This window comes from Haladaptatus pallidirubidus (genome assembly GCF_020700235.1).
Taxonomy (GTDB): domain Archaea; phylum Halobacteriota; class Halobacteria; order Halobacteriales; family Haladaptataceae; genus Haladaptatus; species Haladaptatus pallidirubidus.
Map to the genome: position 1 here is coordinate 3637619 of NZ_CP085301.1, position 17728 is coordinate 3655346.

At 57.2% G+C, this 17728-nt stretch carries 25 protein-coding genes and 4 pseudogenes; 8 read left to right on the top strand and 21 right to left on the bottom strand.

Translation table 11 applies throughout. The annotated features are described in order from the left end of the window. Window positions 1–60: 60 nt before the first annotated feature. From LIX15_RS19665 to LIX15_RS19695, 7 genes are all read right to left on the bottom strand, one after another. Complete coding sequence (locus LIX15_RS19665; protein WP_227775268.1) at window positions 61–1476, bottom strand: phage portal protein; 1416 nt, start codon at window positions 1474–1476, stop codon at window positions 61–63. 14 nt (window positions 1477–1490) lie between these two features. Continuing rightward, window positions 1491–1772, bottom strand: a complete 282-nt coding sequence (locus LIX15_RS33300; RefSeq protein WP_227775269.1) for a KTSC domain-containing protein — start codon at window positions 1770–1772, stop codon at window positions 1491–1493. Then, entirely contained in the window at window positions 1772–3505 is a 1734-nt protein-coding gene (locus tag LIX15_RS19675) for a hypothetical protein (protein WP_227775270.1), read from the bottom strand. The genes LIX15_RS33300 and LIX15_RS19675 overlap by 1 nt, the downstream gene beginning before the upstream one ends. After that, on the bottom strand, window positions 3502–4179 hold the full coding sequence (locus tag LIX15_RS19680; protein WP_227775271.1) for a hypothetical protein: 678 nt from the start codon (window positions 4177–4179) through the stop codon (window positions 3502–3504). The genes LIX15_RS19675 and LIX15_RS19680 overlap by 4 nt, the downstream gene beginning before the upstream one ends. An 83-nt stretch (window positions 4180–4262) precedes the next feature. Continuing rightward, window positions 4263–4526: a hypothetical protein gene (locus LIX15_RS19685; RefSeq protein ID WP_227775272.1), complete on the bottom strand. Its 264-nt coding sequence runs from the start codon at window positions 4524–4526 to the stop codon at window positions 4263–4265. Then, window positions 4523–4687, bottom strand: coding sequence for a hypothetical protein (locus LIX15_RS19690; protein ID WP_227775273.1), 165 nt, complete (start codon window positions 4685–4687; stop codon window positions 4523–4525). Before LIX15_RS19690 ends, LIX15_RS19685 begins: the two co-directional genes overlap by 4 nt. 290 nt (window positions 4688–4977) lie before the next feature. Next, entirely contained in the window at window positions 4978–5142 is a 165-nt protein-coding gene (locus LIX15_RS19695) for a hypothetical protein (RefSeq protein WP_227775274.1), read from the bottom strand. A gap of 168 nt (window positions 5143–5310) precedes the next feature. Here LIX15_RS19695 and LIX15_RS19700 point away from each other — a divergent pair, with 168 nt between their 5' ends. Beyond that, a complete protein-coding gene (locus tag LIX15_RS19700; protein WP_227775275.1) occupies window positions 5311–5844 on the top strand; it encodes a hypothetical protein in 534 nt (177 codons plus the stop codon). A 140-nt stretch (window positions 5845–5984) separates the two neighbouring features. Here LIX15_RS19700 and LIX15_RS19705 read toward each other — a convergent pair whose 3' ends face one another. From LIX15_RS19705 to LIX15_RS19735, 8 genes are all read right to left on the bottom strand, one after another. Beyond that, complete coding sequence (locus LIX15_RS19705) at window positions 5985–6233, bottom strand: hypothetical protein (protein WP_227775276.1); 249 nt, start codon at window positions 6231–6233, stop codon at window positions 5985–5987. A 223-nt stretch (window positions 6234–6456) separates the two neighbouring features. After that, window positions 6457–6579, bottom strand: coding sequence for a hypothetical protein (locus LIX15_RS32875; protein ID WP_265338386.1), 123 nt, complete (start codon window positions 6577–6579; stop codon window positions 6457–6459). After that, a complete protein-coding gene (locus LIX15_RS19710; RefSeq protein WP_227775277.1) occupies window positions 6576–6905 on the bottom strand; it encodes a hypothetical protein in 330 nt (109 codons plus the stop codon). The genes LIX15_RS32875 and LIX15_RS19710 overlap by 4 nt, the downstream gene beginning before the upstream one ends. Beyond that, window positions 6905–7357, bottom strand: coding sequence for a hypothetical protein (locus tag LIX15_RS19715; protein WP_227775278.1), 453 nt, complete (start codon window positions 7355–7357; stop codon window positions 6905–6907). Before LIX15_RS19715 ends, LIX15_RS19710 begins: the two co-directional genes overlap by 1 nt. Next, window positions 7347–7892, bottom strand: a complete 546-nt coding sequence (locus LIX15_RS19720; RefSeq protein ID WP_227775279.1) for a hypothetical protein — start codon at window positions 7890–7892, stop codon at window positions 7347–7349. Before LIX15_RS19720 ends, LIX15_RS19715 begins: the two co-directional genes overlap by 11 nt. Further along, the gene (locus LIX15_RS19725; RefSeq protein ID WP_227775280.1) at window positions 7892–8062 is read right to left on the bottom strand and encodes a hypothetical protein; all 171 of its coding nucleotides are present in this window, start codon (window positions 8060–8062) and stop codon (window positions 7892–7894) included. Before LIX15_RS19725 ends, LIX15_RS19720 begins: the two co-directional genes overlap by 1 nt. Further along, window positions 8059–9249, bottom strand: coding sequence for a hypothetical protein (locus LIX15_RS19730; RefSeq protein ID WP_227775281.1), 1191 nt, complete (start codon window positions 9247–9249; stop codon window positions 8059–8061). Before LIX15_RS19730 ends, LIX15_RS19725 begins: the two co-directional genes overlap by 4 nt. A gap of 1243 nt (window positions 9250–10492) precedes the next feature. Continuing rightward, window positions 10493–10813 (bottom strand): hypothetical protein, encoded by a 321-nt coding sequence (locus tag LIX15_RS19735; protein ID WP_227775282.1) that lies wholly within the window; start codon window positions 10811–10813, stop codon window positions 10493–10495. On the opposite strand from LIX15_RS19735, the gene LIX15_RS19740 reads away from it, so the two are divergent. The 4 genes and pseudogenes from LIX15_RS19740 to LIX15_RS19750 all read left to right on the top strand — a co-directional run bounded on the left by LIX15_RS19740 (window position 10802) and on the right by LIX15_RS19750 (window position 12104). After that, complete coding sequence (locus LIX15_RS19740; RefSeq protein WP_227775283.1) at window positions 10802–11023, top strand: hypothetical protein; 222 nt, start codon at window positions 10802–10804, stop codon at window positions 11021–11023. The two genes, LIX15_RS19735 and LIX15_RS19740, sit on opposite strands and share 12 nt — an antisense overlap. A 107-nt stretch (window positions 11024–11130) precedes the next feature. Continuing rightward, window positions 11131–11757, top strand: coding sequence for a DUF389 domain-containing protein (locus LIX15_RS32880; RefSeq protein WP_265338387.1), 627 nt, complete (start codon window positions 11131–11133; stop codon window positions 11755–11757). Beyond that, window positions 11747–11806: pseudogene (locus LIX15_RS33305) on the top strand (hypothetical protein); the annotation flags it as partial. The gene LIX15_RS32880 and the pseudogene LIX15_RS33305, both read left to right, overlap by 11 nt. Window positions 11807–11921: 115 nt before the next feature. Then, window positions 11922–12104 (top strand): copper chaperone, encoded by a 183-nt coding sequence (locus LIX15_RS19750; RefSeq protein WP_265338388.1) that lies wholly within the window; start codon window positions 11922–11924, stop codon window positions 12102–12104. A gap of 7 nt (window positions 12105–12111) precedes the next feature. Here LIX15_RS19750 and lipP1 read toward each other — a convergent pair. Continuing rightward, window positions 12112–13025: pseudogene (gene lipP1 / locus LIX15_RS19755) on the bottom strand (LipP1 family hormone-sensitive lipase). 122 nt (window positions 13026–13147) lie between these two features. Between lipP1 and LIX15_RS33725 the strand changes: the two are divergent. The 3 genes and pseudogenes from LIX15_RS33725 to LIX15_RS19765 all read left to right on the top strand — a co-directional run. Continuing rightward, window positions 13148–13399 (top strand): annotated as a pseudogene (locus LIX15_RS33725) (kynureninase); the annotation flags it as partial. Between the two features lies 1 nt (window position 13400). Further along, window positions 13401–13673, top strand: a pseudogene (locus tag LIX15_RS33730) (kynureninase/PvdN C-terminal domain-containing protein); the annotation flags it as partial. Between the two features lie 39 nt (window positions 13674–13712). Next, window positions 13713–14375, top strand: a complete 663-nt coding sequence (locus LIX15_RS19765; RefSeq protein WP_227775285.1) for a helix-turn-helix domain-containing protein — start codon at window positions 13713–13715, stop codon at window positions 14373–14375. Between the two features lie 36 nt (window positions 14376–14411). Here the strand turns inward: LIX15_RS19765 and LIX15_RS19770 are convergent, their stop codons facing one another. The 5 genes from LIX15_RS19770 to LIX15_RS19790 form a co-directional block, all read right to left on the bottom strand. Then, on the bottom strand, window positions 14412–14609 hold the full coding sequence (locus LIX15_RS19770; RefSeq protein ID WP_227775286.1) for a DUF7835 family putative zinc beta-ribbon protein: 198 nt from the start codon (window positions 14607–14609) through the stop codon (window positions 14412–14414). Next, window positions 14606–14920 (bottom strand): hypothetical protein, encoded by a 315-nt coding sequence (locus LIX15_RS19775; RefSeq protein ID WP_227775287.1) that lies wholly within the window; start codon window positions 14918–14920, stop codon window positions 14606–14608. The genes LIX15_RS19770 and LIX15_RS19775 overlap by 4 nt, the downstream gene beginning before the upstream one ends. Before the next feature lie 78 nt (window positions 14921–14998). Beyond that, window positions 14999–16474, bottom strand: coding sequence for an AAA family ATPase (locus LIX15_RS19780; protein ID WP_227775288.1), 1476 nt, complete (start codon window positions 16472–16474; stop codon window positions 14999–15001). A 30-nt stretch (window positions 16475–16504) separates the two neighbouring features. Next, window positions 16505–16651: a hypothetical protein gene (locus LIX15_RS19785; RefSeq protein WP_227775289.1), complete on the bottom strand. Its 147-nt coding sequence runs from the start codon at window positions 16649–16651 to the stop codon at window positions 16505–16507. Window positions 16652–16829: 178 nt separating this feature from the next. Further along, the gene (locus LIX15_RS19790; RefSeq protein ID WP_227775290.1) at window positions 16830–17678 is read right to left on the bottom strand and encodes a VOC family protein; all 849 of its coding nucleotides are present in this window, start codon (window positions 17676–17678) and stop codon (window positions 16830–16832) included. Between the last annotated feature and the right edge of the window lie 50 nt (window positions 17679–17728).

The following is a 17728-nucleotide window of genomic DNA, read 5'->3' on the forward strand; positions in this document are numbered from 1 at the left end:
GCCCGCACCCTGATGTCCCGGGACTCTAGGACGTCATCGGAAAATCGTCAACAGTAGGCGTTACTCGTCAGTCAGATCGCCACCATCGACCTCAACCGTGTCACCGGACGAGACCGCACGAAGGGCGCGCTCGCCGATATGCTTCGGCAGCGCTCCGAAGTCAATTTCCTCGTCGTTGATTGAGACGACTGTCTCACCAGCGTCTTCGCCGAGCTGCTGGCGGTACTCACGATAAGAGATTGCGCCCTGATTCCAGCGCTCGAGCAGCGCCTTTTCGTGTTCACGCTCACGTACGGGGTCGGAATGCTGCAGTGAGACGCGGAAGGGTTTGTCGAGCGTTCGATAGACGTCGAATTTCGGGAGAAGTTGGCGGTTGATCGCCTGCTCAAAGGTCTGTGTGAGCGGCAGGGTAACCCGCTTGTAGATGATCGTCGAGACCTCCGACGCCGTGTTGCGGTTGACGTCCTCGATGATCCCCATCTCGTGCTTATTGACGCCGATCGTCGCCCAGCACAGCTGTTTGAACCATTTTTGCTCCTCGATCACATCTAGCTGGATCTTATCCCCGCCTATGTCGACCCACCGTGCCTGGCCGCTGCCACCGATCGACGGGGCTTTGCGTGGGTCGCCACTCGCGTCTTTGATCTGTTTGCGTACGTTCTTGAGATCCGAATCGCTGGCTTCGAGCCACTGCAGTATCCCGGGTGGGATCTGGTTATCGCTGTAGTAGCGACCGAGATGGACGGTCGAATCCTTGATGTGTCGCAGGTACTCTTTGACCTGCATGGTCGGACACATCACGTACGGGCGGTTGGTGCGGGTCGACCCTTTCCAGTGCATCTGGACAAGGTCGTCTTGCTCGAGCGCTGTTGGTTCGATCCCGGCCATCGATACCGCCGAGCCGCCGACTGTCTGAAACGGTGCCTGGTAGAATGCTGGCTCGTCGAATTCACCCTCTTGTGTGAGATTGTGCTGTACGGAAAGCGGATCAAGTGGCTTGAGCATGAGGACGGGAATCGAGCCGTCCTTGCTGGCCAGTGGCTGCCAGTAGCCATAGCCGGTGTCGATCATGTCCGCGATTGACGACGCAACCAAGTCGTCGAAGTCGTAGTTTTGCGTATGCGGGCCCTCGATGATATCCCGTAACAGATTCTGGAACTCTTCGACAGCGCTCGGGAATTCTTCGCCGTCGTCGCTGACAAAGGCAAGGTCGACGCCGTTCAGCTGGTCGATCACCGTGTTTTTGATGATCTCCATCGTCGGCGTTTCGCCGAGTTCGCGAGCTTCCCAGGCGTCTGTGCCGCGCGGGACGCCGTACTCCTGTGTGGTGAGGAACGTGTCTTCGACGTCGTACGTCCCCGCCGTTCCGCTGTCTTCGGCCTGGATCGTCTCGCCGCCGACCGTGGTCTCGCTCTTTTCGGTGTTGGCTCGACGCCGTCGCTCGCGAAGTGCGCGACTGAATAAACTGTCAGACATGATTTGTTAGTTTGCTATGGCCCTCTCACTTGCACGTATGGAAAGTCCCATTTGATATTTTGGTGATGATATCCACCCTTCGAAGAGGCAGCTAGAAGCCCTTCCCAAATGGATTCAGGGACGCCCCGATACCAGTACTCCCGACCGCCGTGAAACTCGATCGCGAGTACCTGGTCGAACTTACTGTATGAAACACGATGGATGTTTGACGACTGGACGCGCACCCACTCGCCGAGATTGACGCGGATCTCGTCAGGGGTCGACTCGAGTGCAGATATTGGTTGTTGGTTTGGCATTATAATCCTTGCATCCTGAATTTGTCGCGGAATTCTTCGACCGCCTGTCCGATCTCCGAGTCTCGAAACTCGTCGGACATCTCGTCGCCGACGTCGTCGACCTCGATCGTCCCGACTGGCGCTGCTTTGTCGATCGCCTTTTCGGCCTGGTAAAGTGCTGAAACGGGGTCGGGTGTGTGGCCGACGAGTTCGCCCTCTTCCATCGTCAGCGTGGTGAGTGCGTTGATCAGTTGCTCGGTATGATCATGGCCCGACCGGTAGAAGTTGTACGCACCCTGTGTAACGCGATGGGCGATCCGTGGGATGCCAGTCTCCCAGGAGTGCTTTTTGACGGATGTGTGTTCCTTGCGAATCGGCAGGTCGCGATCGAACTCGACCGCGTCATCGATGATGTATTGTTGCATGCCGTTGCCTTCGATGACGATATCGCTTGGCGCGTATAGCAAGTCGAGCTCTTGCAGTTTCGATTTGAAACGGGAGGGTGCGATCGACTGTGCATTGTAGACATGCAGGATATCACGAACGCCAGCCGGTCGGACGCCGACCACAACAAATGACGACTTGTCGGTGCCGCCAGTACTCGCCGGGTCGACACCGACAACCGTTCGTTCGTACGGGCTGTTCGCGACGTCGATGAGATCCGGTGGTCGTTCGTGAACCGAACAGCGCTCGTCGATCAGCGCGCGTTCGATGATGGCGTCCCGAACCTGCTCGAACACCATGCAGAACTCGCGGGCGAAGTACGGCCCGCCCATCGCTCCGAGTTTCCGGGCAAGCCAGTTCTCCGGTCGACCCTCCGGCCACAGGATATGGATTGCGTCGCCAGGGACGTCGAGTGCGTTCGCGAGGGTTGGATGTGTGACCTCCGTATAGAGTTCCTTCGGTGCCAGGTCGCCGGGGCGATCGTCGCCATACTTGCGATCCCATACTTCGCGGATCGCAGGATATTCTACGAGATCGTACGATGGGAGATCCCAGTCCTCCTCTTTGTTTTTCGTCCGGAGGATTTCATACAGATCGTTCGGACGTTTGCGTGTGCCGACGATGACGTGCACGCCATCGCGATTCAGCATCGGTTCGATGACCTTGCTGTACCACGCTTCGATCTCGACGTCGGGGATGCCGCCGATCTCTTTGAGCGGGTCGTCACCCACGCTCATATTGACGTGTGCACCTTCGGCAGCGCCGGTTACCCAGGTCGTGTGAACGTTGGATTTGTTATGGAAAACCTTGTGTTCGCGACCGCCGCAACAGTCGCCGCCGTCATGCAGCTGATCGAGCCATAGGTTTGACTCGACCATCTCCTCGAGCTCCTGCATGCGCTCGCGGACTTGATCCTGGGTGTTCGCCCAGTACAGACAGCCGTACCCCTGCTGATATTGGCAGGCGTACATGATCTCCGACAGCACCCACGTCGTCTTGGTGTGTTTGCGGCCGGCCAGGATCTCGTTGAGGGGACTAGTGTGGATTTGACGATGCCAATGCATCGCGTGTTCGGGGACGACCTCCCACTCGGTTGCCCGGACGTCCAGGTAGTTGAGCGAGACGAGATTGCAAAACAGCCAGAAGCGGGTTTCGTCGAGCTCGTCATCCTTTGGTTTGCAGACGTCCCGTTTCTCGGCAGCAGTGAGTTGCTGATTGAGGTCGTGAAAAGGGGTTTCGGACTCGCGAAGGGCAGCCGCGACCAGCGCTTCGGTGTCTCGATCAGACTGATTCGCGGATGCAGTACTCATTCGTCCGTTGAACTATTTCGAAGATCGCCGATCGCTTCTAGGAGCGCGCCTTCGCTGTCGTCGTCGAGGGTGTGTTCGACCTCCTGCTCGAGATTGATTGTGTTTTCGTAGACGCCCAGCACTTTGCCCTTTGCCTCGAGGTGTCTCGATTGTTCGCTTCGGGCTGCCTGCCGGGCAGGGATATCAGGTTGATCGCGAGCGAGCCCGACCATCGTCGTTGTATAGCGTGGTGATCCGTCGAGTCCCTGAATCGGGTAGTGTGTCCCGGGCTCGAGGGTGACGGTTCGGTCTAAGAATCGGACGATCGTATCACGCTCGACTGCCCAGTCCGGCCAATCGTCGTCACCAGGTTCAACGAACTCCCACGCTTGGAGTTCCTTGGGTGCACCTTCGACGACAGCCGTCTGTGGAACAGTGGCTTTGATCGGGACGTCTTCGGTTGCACGCTCTTCGTCCTGCCGGGCTCGCTTGTGTTTCTGTTCTTCGCGTTCGGCAATCTGCAGGCGGGTATTCGCGTGTTCTTCTTTGATCAACTCTTCAACTTCGTGTGCCTCTTTCTCGTCTAGGTAATCGCGGATGGTGCTGGGTGCGAGCTCGATGCCGACGCGATCGTCGAACCGATCGACGATTTCGGGGACGGACAAATGATCGAGATATGCCCATTTGACCGCCATCGTCACTCGCCATTCTCTAGAGCCTCTTTTGGTCATGGTTTGGAATGCGAATTGACGTCCTTCTTTTTATACTACTTGTAGGTCTATGGATGGATGACGTACGCCATCGCGCTGATCAGCAGAAAGTCGATACCGGCCACGAATGGGATCGCTGCAAGCCGGACGATCCAGCCGAACGGTGGGTTTGAGATATCCCAGCCGCCCTGGTCGTATTCGTCGTAGATGGCGACGATGTTGCCCCAGAAGACGTACGCACTGATAACGAGAAACGTGAGAAAGAGGCACAGAACGCCGAAATCAGCGAACGCCTGTGCTGGATTCTCGAGTGCGTAGATGAATGGATTCATCGTTGTGAATCGAGCCAGTCGGCGTAAGCGACTAGTCCTTTGCCGAGTGCTCGAAACCCGTGCTCGTAGACTAGCTCACCGAGTTGCTTGTCTTCGACGAGCCATTTTTCTTCGAAGACCGGTTTACACTCACTCGTCGTCATCGGTGTCCTTGTCGTCATTATCGTCTTCGTCGCTCGGTTCGCCGTTCTTGAAGCGGATCTTTTTTGCCATCGGTATCTCTCCTGGTGTCGGTGATTTCTCGGGTGTATTGTGTTGTATTGAAAGGGTTACGAGAGAGGTGTGAGCCTCTATCGAGGGGTTGGGAACGAGAACTTTCGCGGAATGGTTGGTGACACTATAACGGGAAGCCAACCCGTAGCCAGGGCATCCGGCAGCGCCCAACCCCTATGTCTCGGCCGTGGAATCGAACCACGATGATACCAATCGAGACGACAGCAACTGCAGTGCGTTAGACCGGCGTCGCCTGCTCGACGGGAACGCGATGGACGATCCCGTTATGCTCGACGCGATAGACATGCCGACCGTCAACCCACGGGCCAGGGTAGTGTTCGTTGATGACTGTCCCTTCGACTTCGTGGTCGGCGAAGCGGTAGCGGACTCTTTCTGGTGGCATGCTATCGATCGCACCAGGGGCATTGTGCCGTCGATCCCAGTGCGGTGATTCTGATGTGGTTGCACGAACACCGATGGAACGTCCTGGTGTTGGTGCGGTTAATGCAGTTCATCCGTTGATGACGCGCCCTAGTGCGAGCGCTAAATCTTGTGTTGCGCGGTACTCTCGGTGGAAGTGGTGAATTTGCGGTATGGTGAGGTCGATATCGAGCCTGGTGATGACCCGACCGATCACGGTGTGATCGTCCTCGAGGTAGGGGATATGAACAGTGTGATTGCAATTACCGCACGAATCGCAGATTGTTCCTGTGGTGATCAGATTCTTGAGTTGCTTCTCGCCGACGTCTGCTTCGGGGGTTCGGTGCTGAAACCCGACCGCCATCTCTTTGGTGATTTCTTGTCCGTATCGCTCAAGGAACCACCATTCATTTTCGGGATCCCACGACCATCCGGTGCCCGTGACGTCGAACGCATGATCGGGCTTCGGGGGTTCGATCGTCTTCAGCTGGGTAAAACACGAATAGCAGACAGTATGGTCGTGTTTGAGTTTTCTGAGGTGTTTGTAACTTTCGTGTTTGTGCTCGCACTCATTGGAACAATACGCTCCGTGATGGAATTCCCATACTTTGCCGTGGGTTTCGCAATCGGGATTCTGGCACTCGATCGATGCGGTGCTTTTGCTGGTGGTGGATTGGGTTTTTGACATACTCTCGGCTGGTGAAAAAGCGACGCGTTCCCCATCGCAGTGCCGTTCTCAGGATGCGACTTCTTGGGGAGTTATAGACTCGGTAACATCGTTATGTGAGTTGAGTGGGAAAATAAGCGTTTACGAAGCTGCTCTATCTATTCGTCCAGTGTCATATAGTGGGTTCGTGCTCGTTTCGTCGCAGGATGCCAAGCAGTCACTTGTTTGAGATCTTCCTCCTCTGCCAGCTGTCGGCACTGCCGTAACGCGGTGCTCTCCGCGATATCGAGATATTCTGCGACTGTGGAGGGATGTACGCCCGGGGTAACCGAGTTTGCAGGCTCGTCACTTTCCATCTGTTCGACTGCTTCTATGACGTCTGCTTTTGGAATTCGGTGTGATTTCATACTCATAGTTTACCCGGGAGAACTTCGAGGTGTTTCTCCGTACGTTTCGGCTTCGGGATTGGTCGAAACGTCTGCCACTCTTCGCCGCACCCTCCACAACCATGTACTGCATACTTTTTCCCGTTGGAGTACAGCGGGATTATCGTCCTACACTGTATGCATTCGTACGGGATTATCGGTCGATAGCCCGGATACTCATCTTGCTGGATTTCTCCCTCCATATTCATCGCCCTCCTCGCGCCCCCGGATACGCCGCGCCACAGATACAAAGCGCCGACGTGGAGACGACTTCTCGATTGCACTCGGGGCAACGCACCATATCCGCCTCGTATCCAGCGTCAGTCATGGCTCCACCTCATCGACAGGCTTCAACAGTAGCGTCTCACCGTCGCTGAAGACCGCGTACTCCGCCACCTCGTGCATATCAAGGATTACGTTGGGGAGCGCGTCCAGCCCGGACACGTGGGCGGTGCCTCGGATTGTCCAGTCCCATTCTGTGTTCTTCTCGTTCACGTCTCCCTTTTTGTGCCGGTCAACGCACTCTTCTGAACAGAACGGGCCATGATTTCCGTCCACGTCGCGGTACCACAATGCCCCCAAACTGTCTGATAGCATAAGTTCGCCACAAACACAGCATGGTCGCTGAATTGGTTCTACTGCTTGATCGCCCATCAGACCATCATCTCCGTTGGCATCTCTCTCATCGAAACACCGTCAGCCGATTCGTGTTGATACAGTCCGATATGCTCGCTTGTCGTCAGTGATGGGTCGTAGAATGCGATCCAGTCGAGAACGCCATAGTATGACGCGATCGCTTTGACCGATCGAGCGTGGAACAGCGACGCTTTCGAGAAGTCTAGCTTCGACTTTTCGAACGAGGTGAGTGGTTCCTGTCCGTATTTGTGGCCTTCGACCTCTTCGAAGGACTCGCGTTGCACGCGGATGATTTCATCCATACAATGTTTCGGCGTATCGGCGCTTAGCACAACTTCGAGTGTTCGTGCATCGTCTTCCGGTCGAACGGCGTCGAAAAACTGGTCACGAACCCAATTCGCCGCGGATATCGTTGCAAACTCGACAGGCTGACAAAGCCCGTTTTCGTATTCGTAGGAATTATTTTGCATCGTGGTCTCCTCCGTCAGCAATCGCACGATGTGCCTGTTCGAATTCTCGCTCTTCTTTGATGATCTCGGGGCCTTCCATCGTCGAGACGATCTCGCCGAACGGCCCATCAGACGGATCGGTCTCGGTCGGGGTTCGAAACACCGCGGGTTCCAGCGGCATCGTCCCTATGTCGGTGTTGAATGGGGCCAGCCGAGTGACTTTCTCGCAGTGTCGACACGGCCCGAAGACGACCATTCGTTTCTCCCATCCTGCTGGGACTCGGATGTGACCGAGTTTGCCACAGTGCTGGCATTTGCGAAGTGTGACACTCACTAGTCCTCGACCGGCGAGATAGTGCAACGGGGTGAGCTCATGACAAACCCGACAGCCCATCCGAATCACGTCTGGCAGATTGGGGGTTAAGCGGTACAGCATCGGTTGATGGCATCCCGCGCAGGCACGCAATTGGGCTGCTTTGCCGTCGACGTGATGGATTGCGCTTTGCCCCCGTTCGGGCAATTTCCATAGCCCATCAGCGAGGGGTTCGTCCGACATTATTCACCGACCTCTCCGAACAGTGTCTCGTCTGGTGCTCGGCCAAACGTGTCCGGACAGATGAACACCGTGCCGAACACCCCTCTCTGAATCTGACCGTGCATTTCGGCATGATCGACGAGCGGTGCTAAGCATCGCGAGCAGTTGCCGGTGGTTTTGGTGACGCTCATTGGTCGCGCTCCTGGGGTGTCATGTCCCGCGGTCGGCCGCCATCCGTCCGGGCTGCTTCCAATGCATCCATCTGTGAATCGACAGAATCGGGTGTTGCGGGCTCGGCGAAGTCGGACACCGTAGTTTCCGTTGGGCCGGTGACTAGTCCCGTGTCAGATTGTGCGTAGTCGATGATATCTTCGGCCAGGTAGCCGTCCGTGATGCCGTCTGCAACGTCAACACAAATCGTGGCTGCCTGTCCCGAATCGTCGAATGAATAGCCGTCCTCGAGGGCGACTTCGTTCATCAATTCGAGCGTGGATGCTCGCGAAACCTTCTCGTCGAGAATATCTTCGCGAATCTTCGTTGACGTTGCTCGCGTGCGACCTGTTCCGCTCGTCGCTGCCTTGCGGCCCAGCGCTATCTTGATCCGTCGGACGCGCTCGGCCCGATCGAGATAATCGACGTTTCGCCAGCAAACCGTCGGGACGCCCTCCGGTGCGAGCGATTCGGCAGCTTCCGGTTGCATCCACACGTCGGGGTTGTTCGGATGTTCGACGAATCCTTTCCGATCGACCACTCGTTTGAGATAGTCCTCGATCGTTGGTTCGGACGCCTGGCCGCTATGTGCGGCCACGTCCGACACTTCTGCCTCGAGCTCGGATCGGGTAAAGCCGGTTTTTCCGAGTCGGTTCGATATGATCATCGTCCGACGCTCCTTTGCCGAGAGACCGGACGACCCGCCTTCGCTCTCGTCGAGTTCCGACAGGAGGCTTTCGCAGTCGTCCAGGACGCGATCGAGTTTGTTTTCTAGGCGTTGTGCACGCCCGCCGTCTCGATATTGCTGAATTGCACGGGCGAACGTCACGCCTAGTGCATTCTCGCCGTCTTCTGCGGCACGTTTGAACTCGTCTTTGATCTGTGGGTCGACGCGAACCTGAACACGCGAGGTTTCAGACGCATCCAAGTCAGATGTTTTTTCTTTGAAACCCAGTTCGGAAGGTGTACGCCCCGCTGCTTGCACGAGTCGATCGACCTGTTTTTCGACGGGTTCGAAACGGTCGGCATCGGCGTACTCCCGCATCGCGAGTTCCGCTTCTCGGCCGAGATACCCCTCGACGCGTCCGAACTCGCTTTCGACGTGTTGGCGGAACTTCTCCCACTCGGCCGCTGGAACACGCCAGTCGAGTGGTTTGCGGTCGATCATTCAGCCGTCACCTCCACTACACCACTCCCTGCAAGCTGCAGGGAATGGACGAATCTCATTCTTCCATTTCCTGCACAGTGCAGGGAGGCAGGGGAGGGGGTCACCAGACCCCCTCTTGCGTAGCACATCGTTGATGCGCTACGATTCGGCAGGCAGCGGCCCGCTACCGCGGTTGGTGGGGGTGTCTCGACACCCCCTCCCTGCACCTTTGGGGCCGCTTTCAAACAAAAAATAAATCCTTGCAGGTTCCCGTGCTTGCCGTGTTCTTGCAGCCTTGCAGAACCGGGTTTATTGAGCCGCGTTTGAGACGGGTAGAAGGGAGTTTTAGCGCCTCTCCGTGATGATAGGCAAACTTATCTTTATTACTGGTGCCCTACTTGCCCGCTGAATTGCAACATAACTTTGTAAGTAGTACTGTAACTACGGCCATTTTGGGGCTACTAACGACGATATTATTTTATCGAGAGATGTAGAAAATCGTTCTACAAATACACACTATCTCGATGGTGGTTTTTTATCGAACGCTTTCCAACCGAGGCCGCTACGATTTTCACACTCCGTTTGGAGGCAGCTGCTAAAACGACGTACGTGAATCTCTCTTTGAGCGCGAATTTCTCTCTTTATCGCCCAGCGATATCGTATATCCATCATCGAAATGGGAGTCCGACGGCGATATTTTGTCCCCACTCGAACCATCGAGCGGTTCACGCCGGTAACCTCTATGAGCGAAGTACTTCGACTCTCTCCCTCTCTCGCGCTACTCGCTGCCGCCTCACAGATCTATAAATCATATGTCGCTATATCATTCGACTTAGGTCGCGGCTCGAAAAGCCGTCTGGAAAAACGGGTTTAGATGGTTATCACGAACGCCTTGATACAATGCATGCGAAGTCCCGTTGCAGTGTGTTAATACTGACGCGCGGTTGATTGCAAAACCTCAGTGATATCGTACGGAGATCCGTGCACTGTCCGATTGGGCTTGAATTTAATAAATTTCTAATATTTTAAAGTTGGTATATTAATAATTTATGATGTAGATTAGCGATTTACAAAAATTTGATGTATATGAATGTAATATACTGTATCTTTTTGGTTTAATAGATTCAAATATACAGTGTACGTCCGGTCCGGACGACGCCTCCTTCTGGGGTGCGGATGAATTCCTGACCGAATAGCTTGTTGTTTCTCGATCGACACGTATGAAAGGTCACTCGCATTCTGTCCGAAAAGCGGCGCACCGCTCTCAGAAGATATCCACTTCGACGAACTGGGACGCGCCCAGCGTCACGTCGTGGCTGATGGTCGCAGAGCAAAACAACAACCGGAAGGAGAGTTGACCAATGGTTCCCTTCGTTCGTCGAAGGCGGCGATGTTCAACTATTTCAGGCGCTGCCACGGGAGTCGCGGCGAGACGGACTCGAAGCTGTATTCGAAGGTCGCCCTCGCACTTAATCGCCTGAAGCGAACGACGAACGGGCACGACGAGTGGGATATGTACGTTTGGTTCGCGCTTGCCGAGCGCCTCGACTGGTTCGGATTCGACGTTCGGTGGATGAACGACCACATCGAGCCACGGTGTCCACAGTGCGCGGGCCGTCTCAAATACGAACGGCTGGAGAGTGGCCGACTCATCGCTCTCTGTGGCACGAACTGCACGAACGACCGGAGAGACCGTCTCGCGGAAATCCGTGAGACGGTTCTAAGCCTTTACGTCCGAACGTACGCCATAGATTCGAGCGAAGCACCGTCTGCTGACGACCTCGTGTTGTTGTGAACGCTGAGATGCTCGTCGAAACGGGTCACAATTCCCCACTTCACACAGCTTAGAAATGGCACAGGAAGACATGCGTCTGGTGGACGTAATGGCGTCTGGTGGACGTAATGGCGATATCGGAGCGCGCACGCGAACGAACAGTCGAGTTTCTCGACGACGAAGGACTCGACTACACGATATCCGACCACACCGACGGTTCCGCCGAATCGGCCCGCATTTCGTTCCCGGTTCCGACGCACCATGTCGAACCGCTTCGCGCGAAACTGGAAGATTGCGGTGTCGAAGACGACATATACACCGTGGTCACCAAGCCCGAAGCAATCGTTTCGGCCCGATTCGACCATCTCGATAAGCGGTACGAGAGCGTCGGAACGTTCGGCCACCAGCGAGTCGCGCGTGGCGAACTTCACTCGAAGGCGGCCGACCTCATCCCGGATATGGTCGTATTCGGTATCATGACCGCCATCAGTGCGTTCGTCGGCACTGCCGGGGTACTGCTTAGCTTCCTTTCGGTGATGGTCGGGTCGATGGTCATCGCACCGCTTCTCGGCCCGTCGATGGCGACGAGTGTTGCGACAGTTATCGACGACCAAGACCTGTTTACGACCAGCGCGCGGATGCAACTCATCGGTGGGGCTATCTCCGCCGCGAGTGCGGTCGCGTTTCGCCCTCTTCGTCAGGTTCATGCGAATTGGGACGAATGGCATCGACATTACGGCGAGTTTGGAACTTAGTGTCCATAGTTCGCCGACCGTCTTACTTCTCGTCGTCGCACTTTGTGCGGGTATCGCGGGTGCGGTCAGTCTGTCGACGAGCGGGATGACTTCCCTCGTCGGCGTGATGGGCGTCGGCATCGCGTGGATGCATCCTCGTTTGTCTCGGTCCCTTCTTCCTGTTGATGCCGTTTTTCGGCGAGATGAACTACTTCTGGATGGTCGCGCTCACCACCGTCGTCACGATCGAACGACTGCCCTCGACGTGGGGCGAAGAGCTCTCGATTGCGACCGGTGTCGTTTCTCTCGCGGCCGGTCTCGTCGTCGTCCTGTTCCAGCCATCCTTGCCGATCGGATTCGTGGTGTAACCGCGACTCACTTCTCTAAATTCTCTCGAATCGACTTCGCTACCGAATCCATCGCCTCGTCCGCGGCCGTAACCGAATCTGCGAGAGAGAGAAAGCCGTGCGCCATCCCGGCGTAGTGGCAGTGTCGAACCGCCACGCCGTCTTCTTCGAGTCGGTCGGCGTAGGCGATTCCCTCGTCGCGGAGCGGGTCGTGGCCACAGGTGACGACGGTTGCAGGGGGAGTCCCCGAGAGGTCGGTCGCGCGAAGCGGCGACGCGAAGGGGTTCGCCCCATCGACAGGACTCCGGAGGTAGCGGTTCCAGAACCACTCCATGTCCGCCCGAGTCAACAGGGGTCCGTCCGCATTTTCGGCGTATGAGTCGGTACCGAAATCGTGGTTCGTGATGGGATACAGAAGACACTGATGGGAAAGCATCGGCCCGTCGAATTCGCGCGCGCGGAGCGCGGTGACCGCCGCGAGGTTTCCCCCCGCGCTCGTACCCGCAACGCCGAGGCTCGTCGCGTCACCGCCGAACGAATCGGCGTGTTCTCCGACCCATTCGAGCGCCGCATATGCGTCGTCCGCCGGAAACGGATGCTCCGGCGCAAGTCGGTAATCGACCGAAACGACGGCGCATTCCCCCGCTTTGACAGTTCTCGACAAACGCCGTCGATCGAGTCGAGCGTTCCCAGCACCCAGCCGCCGCCGTGGTAGAAGACGACGACGGGAGCGGTTTGTACGTCGGGGCGATACACACGAATCGGAATGTCGCCTCCCGGCCCCGGAATCGAGAGGTCGCGGACGAAACTGATTTCCTCACGCTCGTCCGCGGTGAACACGTCGTCCTCGACTCTGCGTGCGCTTTCGACGGACATCGCTTGCCACGGCGGGACGCCCATCGCCTCGATTCGCTCGATTTCGGCGGCCATTTCGTCGTCCATACCCATCCCTTGCCAGCGGGCGTGTTATAGTTTCAGCGAGCGGTAGTACCAAACAGCAGCGCCAAGGGGGAAAGCAGCACTGGCAAGCAGACAATCAAGTGTTTTCGCCCGAAACGGCGGGTATGGACACCGACGAAATTGACGCCAAACGACGGGATGAAAACGACCCGCTGGCCCATCTGCGCGATCGATTTCATATTCCGAACGACGAACTATATATGGACGGCAACTCCCTCGGTCCGTTTTCTACGGACGCGAACCGAGCGTTGTCGAACGCGGTAGACGAGTGGCGCGAACGAGGAATCCGCGGTTGGACGGACGCAGACCCCGAGTGGTTCCACTACGGCGAGCGTCTGGGCGACCGACTCGCGCCACAAGATACCCGAGTGTGAAGTCGGGACGACGCGCGACCCGGCCCGCCGAGGTGGCCACGTCGCGGTCGAACACGACGAAGCGTATCGAATCAACGAGGCGCTCAAATCCCGCGGTGTCATCGTAGATTTCCGCCCGCCGAACGTGGTTCGAATGTGTCCGGCACCGCTCTACGTCGGCTTTCACGACGTGTGGCGAGTCGCAGAACAGCTTCGGGACATCGTCACGACGAACGAGTACGAATCGTTCGACATCCGAGGTGGTGGCGTGACGTAGCCATAGCACGTATCACGGATGATGGCCTTTGATGTTCGTATGAGCACTATCGCGGAAATGGAACTCCCCGCACAGGAGTTCGCATTGAGGAAGACGTTGGAACACGTTCCGGAGGCCGAGTTCGACATCGTTCGCGTTGCCGCTCACGACAACGACCAGGTGCTCCCCTATCTCTGGGCAACCGCGGACGACTTCGAGAAATTGGACGAAGCACTCCGTGACGACCCGAGCGTGGACGAGGTGACCCTGTTGGAAGACCTCGGCGACGAACGACTGTATCGGATGAACTGGGTCGAACAGATTCGCGTCGTCATCCACATTCTCGTCGAAGAGGAGGCGACGGTGCTGAATCTTCGCGGCAAGGAGAATCGGTGGCGACTCCGTACCCTGTTTCCGAACCGGGACGCGCTGTCCGCGACCTACGATTTTTGCGAAGAAACGGGTCTCACCCTCGATTTGCGGAACATCTACGAGATGAGCGACCAGCGTCACGGTCTGTTCGGCCTGACCGAAGAACAGCACGAGACGCTGATGATGGCGCTCGAATCGGGATACTACGACGTGCCGCGGGATGCGACCGCGGATGACCTGGCAGGAGACCTCCACATCTCGCATCAGGCGGTTTCGGAGCGCCTCCGACGCGGGCATCGGAGTCTCGTGAAAAATGCGCTCGCGGTCGGTCCCGGCGACGGACGGAAGTAATCGGAGTCGGTGCGGAAAAGAGCTGGCTGTCCCGAATTATTGGTCGTTCATTCGCTGACCCGTTTCCGCTCCACAGACGACACAAGTGCTAATTCGATACGGTTCCCGCGAAAACGCGCTGTTTTCCGCGTGCTCGTTTTCAGTTCGAATTTCGATACTCACGACGTGCGGCGTCTCGTCAGCGCAGCTGTCACATCGCTCCGCTATCTGCGAGCTGTCGTGCTTCGATTTCATAGTCGCACCATCCGGACTGCGGTTCCTTTTTGGTGAGCGAGCTGGCCGAAGTCGTCGGTGCTGTCGGAGTAGCCGGTCTGTCTGGAGTGGCTGGAACGGTCGATGCGGGTCGGTCGGTCGTACTCGAACGCACCCTTGTCGATTCGGAACAGTTCGAAGTCGGAGAGCGACCGGCCCATTTCGTGCTGTGGCTCTCCGTACAGCGTTTCGCCGGGGGCTTCCGTTTCGGGGACTTCGTGTTGCGGCTCGCCGTACAGATGGCGTTCATCGTCCCGTTCGCCATCCGAATCGGACACCGAGTGTGGCGTCATGGCTTGTTTCCTCGTCAGATATCAACGTACCCAAAGGCAGGTGGCTCCTGCCTGCGACCGCAAGCGGATAATAAGGGGTCAGTTACCACCGAAGACGGAGCCGAGTTGGTTGCGCCATTCGCGGAGTTCGGATAGGTCGTCTTCCAGTTCCGAGATGTCCGCCTGGAGCTGCTCGATTTCGCTCAGTTGGCTTTCGACGTTCGAAATATCCGTGCGGAGGCTATCGATTTCGTCGTCCAATTGGAATTTGGATTCCGAGACGGAGTCAGAGAGGTCGGACACCGTCTCCGAGAGAGTCTCGATTTCGGAAACACTCTTCTCTATGGTTTCGACGTCGTCTTCGAGAGCTCTCACGTCGTCGAAATCGTCGCGGAGGTCTTCGATTTCGTCGTCCAGCGCGGACGCCTCCTGCGTGTTCGTGGCGACGAGGTCTTCCAAGTCGTTGAGTTGCGTGTCGAGCGTGCCGAGGTTTTCGCCGAGATCGTCTACGCCGCCGAGCTTTTCGTCGAGGTCGTCAAGGTCGGCTTCGAGGTCTGCGACGCAAGCGCGCGCCTGCGCACCTTCGTCTTTCGCGCGCTCGATGTCGTCGTGCATCGTTCCGAGTTCGTCGCGGAGGGATTCGACTTCGTCCTCGAATCCGTCGATGACCGTCTGGGCCGTTCCGTTGTCGCCGATAAACTCTTCGAGCGCTTCGATGTACGCGGAGAGGTCGTCGACACGCGACTGAAGGTGGCGGATGCGGACGTTCGTGCTTTCGGGCGTATCGAGGTCGAGTTCCTGCTGGATGAGTTTGAGGTCGGACTCGCTCACCTCTCCGGCGCGAATCTCGTCCGCGAGCGCGGCGGCCACGCTTCCGGGGCGCGGAGGCGAAGCGGACCGTTCGACTTCGACGGCTTCGTTTTCTGCGGGTGGTTCGAGGATGTCGCCGTCATCCGATTCTGTGAGCACGTCGTCCGTCGAATCGGACGAATCCGCGGATTCGTCCAGTATCTCGCCATTGAAGCCAGTAAACGGCGCTTCAGATTCGCCGCTTTCTTCGTCCGTCTCGGACGAAGAAAGCGGATCGTCGGCCGCTTCGGTAGTTGGTACGTCTGCTATGTCCGTTGCGTCCGCCACATCCGAAACCGATTCGTCCGCGGTTTCTGCGGCCGGGTCGTCCGACGCTTCCGCAAGCGGGTCGCGCGCACTTGCGTTCGCGTTTGCGTCCGCGAGCGGGTCGGATTCCTCTCCAACGCCGAGACCCGGCAGTCCGCTGTCGCCCGCGATGACGTCGCGGACGACCTGACTGCTGTCTTCGGACACGATGTCGGTGATGGTGTGTTCCTCCATGCGATCTTCCGTCTCGATTCCCGCGTCGTTCGCGACCGGTGTAACCTCTTCGAGTTCCGGTTCGATGAGGAACGATTCCGCGTCCTGCCAGTCCGTGAGTCGGACCCCGTACACCGTCGTCAGTTCCTCTTCGGGCTCGAGGGTGCGTTCGAACTGGACGCGGTGGTCTTTGTACGCCGTCCAGTTTTCGTTCTCGTATTCGGGGTGGAACCCGACGTTATCCATGGGAAAATCGTCGGGAATTCGGTCGGTGACTCACACGGTGACCGTTTCGTCGCAGTTTGAGCGGACTTCGAATCGAATTGCCGGAACCGCAAATTCCTCGCCGTCGAACGATTTTTCGATTGTGACGCCGTGTTCGGAGCTCGTTATCACTTCATTTCCGCTACTGAAATCACTCATAGAGTTCACATCCGAGAAGGGATATATAAAACATGCGCCGACATCCTCGCCGCGTTCTTATTTAATTTTGATATCTATAGGTGTAGAAATAGTTTATAAAGCGGTGTCACGATCGCTCCCGATTCATGACACACGTTTGTCTATGTTCTCCGATGACTCTTCCATGATTCATCAAACATCAGTCATCAAGGCGCAGACGAACGGTGATTTCGTCCGAGTCTTCGATTTCGATACCGTTTTTCGTCGGAGTCGTCGTGATACCACGCGCGAAAAACCGCTCTCGAATCGTTTCGAGCGTTTCGCGATTCGGGACGACGAGTTCGAACCACGCCAAGCCGCGTCCTTCCGCCGGGTTCGTTCGGTTGTTCCAGACGTTGCAGCCGATGTGATGGTGGTAGTCGTCGGCTGCGAGGAACAGCGCAGAGGGACCGTACTCCTGTCGCACGTTCATTCCGAGCGCGTCGGCGTAGAACTCGCGTGCGGAGGGTATCGAGGACACTTCGAGGTGAACGTGACCGACGACGGTGTCCGACGGAACCGTCTTCGTTCCCGCCGCTTGCTCGCGGAGGTCGTCTGTATCGAGCGCGAGCGTGTCCATCTGAACTCGTCCGTCGTCGCCGGTCGGCCAGGCCTCGCGCGGTCGGTCGCGGTACACCTCGATGCCGTTTTCTTCGGGGTCTCGACAGTACAGTGCCTCGCTTACGTGGTGGTCGGACGCCCCGCTCAACTCCCACTCATCTTCGATACGGACGAGCGCGTCCGCAAGCGCGCTCCGCGAGGAGACGAGGAACGCCGTGTGAAACAGGCCAGTTTCGTCTCGCGTTCGCTCCGTGGCGTCGGCATCCGCGACCAGTTCGAGGAGCGGTACGCCTCCCGCGCCGAGAATGGCCTCGCCTTCGTTTTTCGATTGGAGTTCGAGGCCGACGACGTGCTCGTAGAACTCGCTTATTCGGTCGAGGTCGTTCACGCAGAGAGCAACCCGTCCGATGGTCGTCCCGTCCAAAAATCCCCCGTTGGTCTCCGTCATTGTCTGCTTCAATAGTCGGTTCGAACGACCCTGTACCTTGTTTTACAGGA

Coding starts and splice junctions, on each gene's coding strand:
- LIX15_RS19665 (WP_227775268.1), bottom strand. CDS start 1,476: ATGTCTGACAGTTTATTCAGTCGCGCACTTCGCGAGCGACGGCGTCGA.
- LIX15_RS33300 (WP_227775269.1), bottom strand. CDS start 1,772: ATGCCAAACCAACAACCAATATCTGCACTCGAGTCGACCCCTGACGAG.
- LIX15_RS19675 (WP_227775270.1), bottom strand. CDS start 3,505: ATGAGTACTGCATCCGCGAATCAGTCTGATCGAGACACCGAAGCGCTG.
- LIX15_RS19680 (WP_227775271.1), bottom strand. CDS start 4,179: ATGGCGGTCAAATGGGCATATCTCGATCATTTGTCCGTCCCCGAAATC.
- LIX15_RS19685 (WP_227775272.1), bottom strand. CDS start 4,526: ATGAATCCATTCATCTACGCACTCGAGAATCCAGCACAGGCGTTCGCT.
- LIX15_RS19690 (WP_227775273.1), bottom strand. CDS start 4,687: ATGACGACAAGGACACCGATGACGACGAGTGAGTGTAAACCGGTCTTC.
- LIX15_RS19695 (WP_227775274.1), bottom strand. CDS start 5,142: ATGCCACCAGAAAGAGTCCGCTACCGCTTCGCCGACCACGAAGTCGAA.
- LIX15_RS19705 (WP_227775276.1), bottom strand. CDS start 6,233: ATGAAATCACACCGAATTCCAAAAGCAGACGTCATAGAAGCAGTCGAA.
- LIX15_RS32875 (WP_265338386.1), bottom strand. CDS start 6,579: ATGACTGACGCTGGATACGAGGCGGATATGGTGCGTTGCCCCGAGTGC.
- LIX15_RS19710 (WP_227775277.1), bottom strand. CDS start 6,905: ATGGGCGATCAAGCAGTAGAACCAATTCAGCGACCATGCTGTGTTTGT.
- LIX15_RS19715 (WP_227775278.1), bottom strand. CDS start 7,357: ATGCAAAATAATTCCTACGAATACGAAAACGGGCTTTGTCAGCCTGTC.
- LIX15_RS19720 (WP_227775279.1), bottom strand. CDS start 7,892: ATGTCGGACGAACCCCTCGCTGATGGGCTATGGAAATTGCCCGAACGG.
- LIX15_RS19725 (WP_227775280.1), bottom strand. CDS start 8,062: ATGAGCGTCACCAAAACCACCGGCAACTGCTCGCGATGCTTAGCACCG.
- LIX15_RS19730 (WP_227775281.1), bottom strand. CDS start 9,249: ATGATCGACCGCAAACCACTCGACTGGCGTGTTCCAGCGGCCGAGTGG.
- LIX15_RS19740 (WP_227775283.1), top strand. CDS start 10,802: ATGAACGACCACATCGAGCCACGGTGTCCACAGTGCGCGGGCCGTCTC.
- LIX15_RS32880 (WP_265338387.1), top strand. CDS start 11,131: ATGGCGATATCGGAGCGCGCACGCGAACGAACAGTCGAGTTTCTCGAC.
- LIX15_RS19750 (WP_265338388.1), top strand. CDS start 11,922: ATGCCGTTTTTCGGCGAGATGAACTACTTCTGGATGGTCGCGCTCACC.
- LIX15_RS19765 (WP_227775285.1), top strand. CDS start 13,713: ATGAGCACTATCGCGGAAATGGAACTCCCCGCACAGGAGTTCGCATTG.
- LIX15_RS19770 (WP_227775286.1), bottom strand. CDS start 14,609: ATGAAATCGAAGCACGACAGCTCGCAGATAGCGGAGCGATGTGACAGC.
- LIX15_RS19775 (WP_227775287.1), bottom strand. CDS start 14,920: ATGACGCCACACTCGGTGTCCGATTCGGATGGCGAACGGGACGATGAA.
- LIX15_RS19780 (WP_227775288.1), bottom strand. CDS start 16,474: ATGGATAACGTCGGGTTCCACCCCGAATACGAGAACGAAAACTGGACG.
- LIX15_RS19785 (WP_227775289.1), bottom strand. CDS start 16,651: ATGAGTGATTTCAGTAGCGGAAATGAAGTGATAACGAGCTCCGAACAC.
- LIX15_RS19790 (WP_227775290.1), bottom strand. CDS start 17,678: ATGACGGAGACCAACGGGGGATTTTTGGACGGGACGACCATCGGACGG.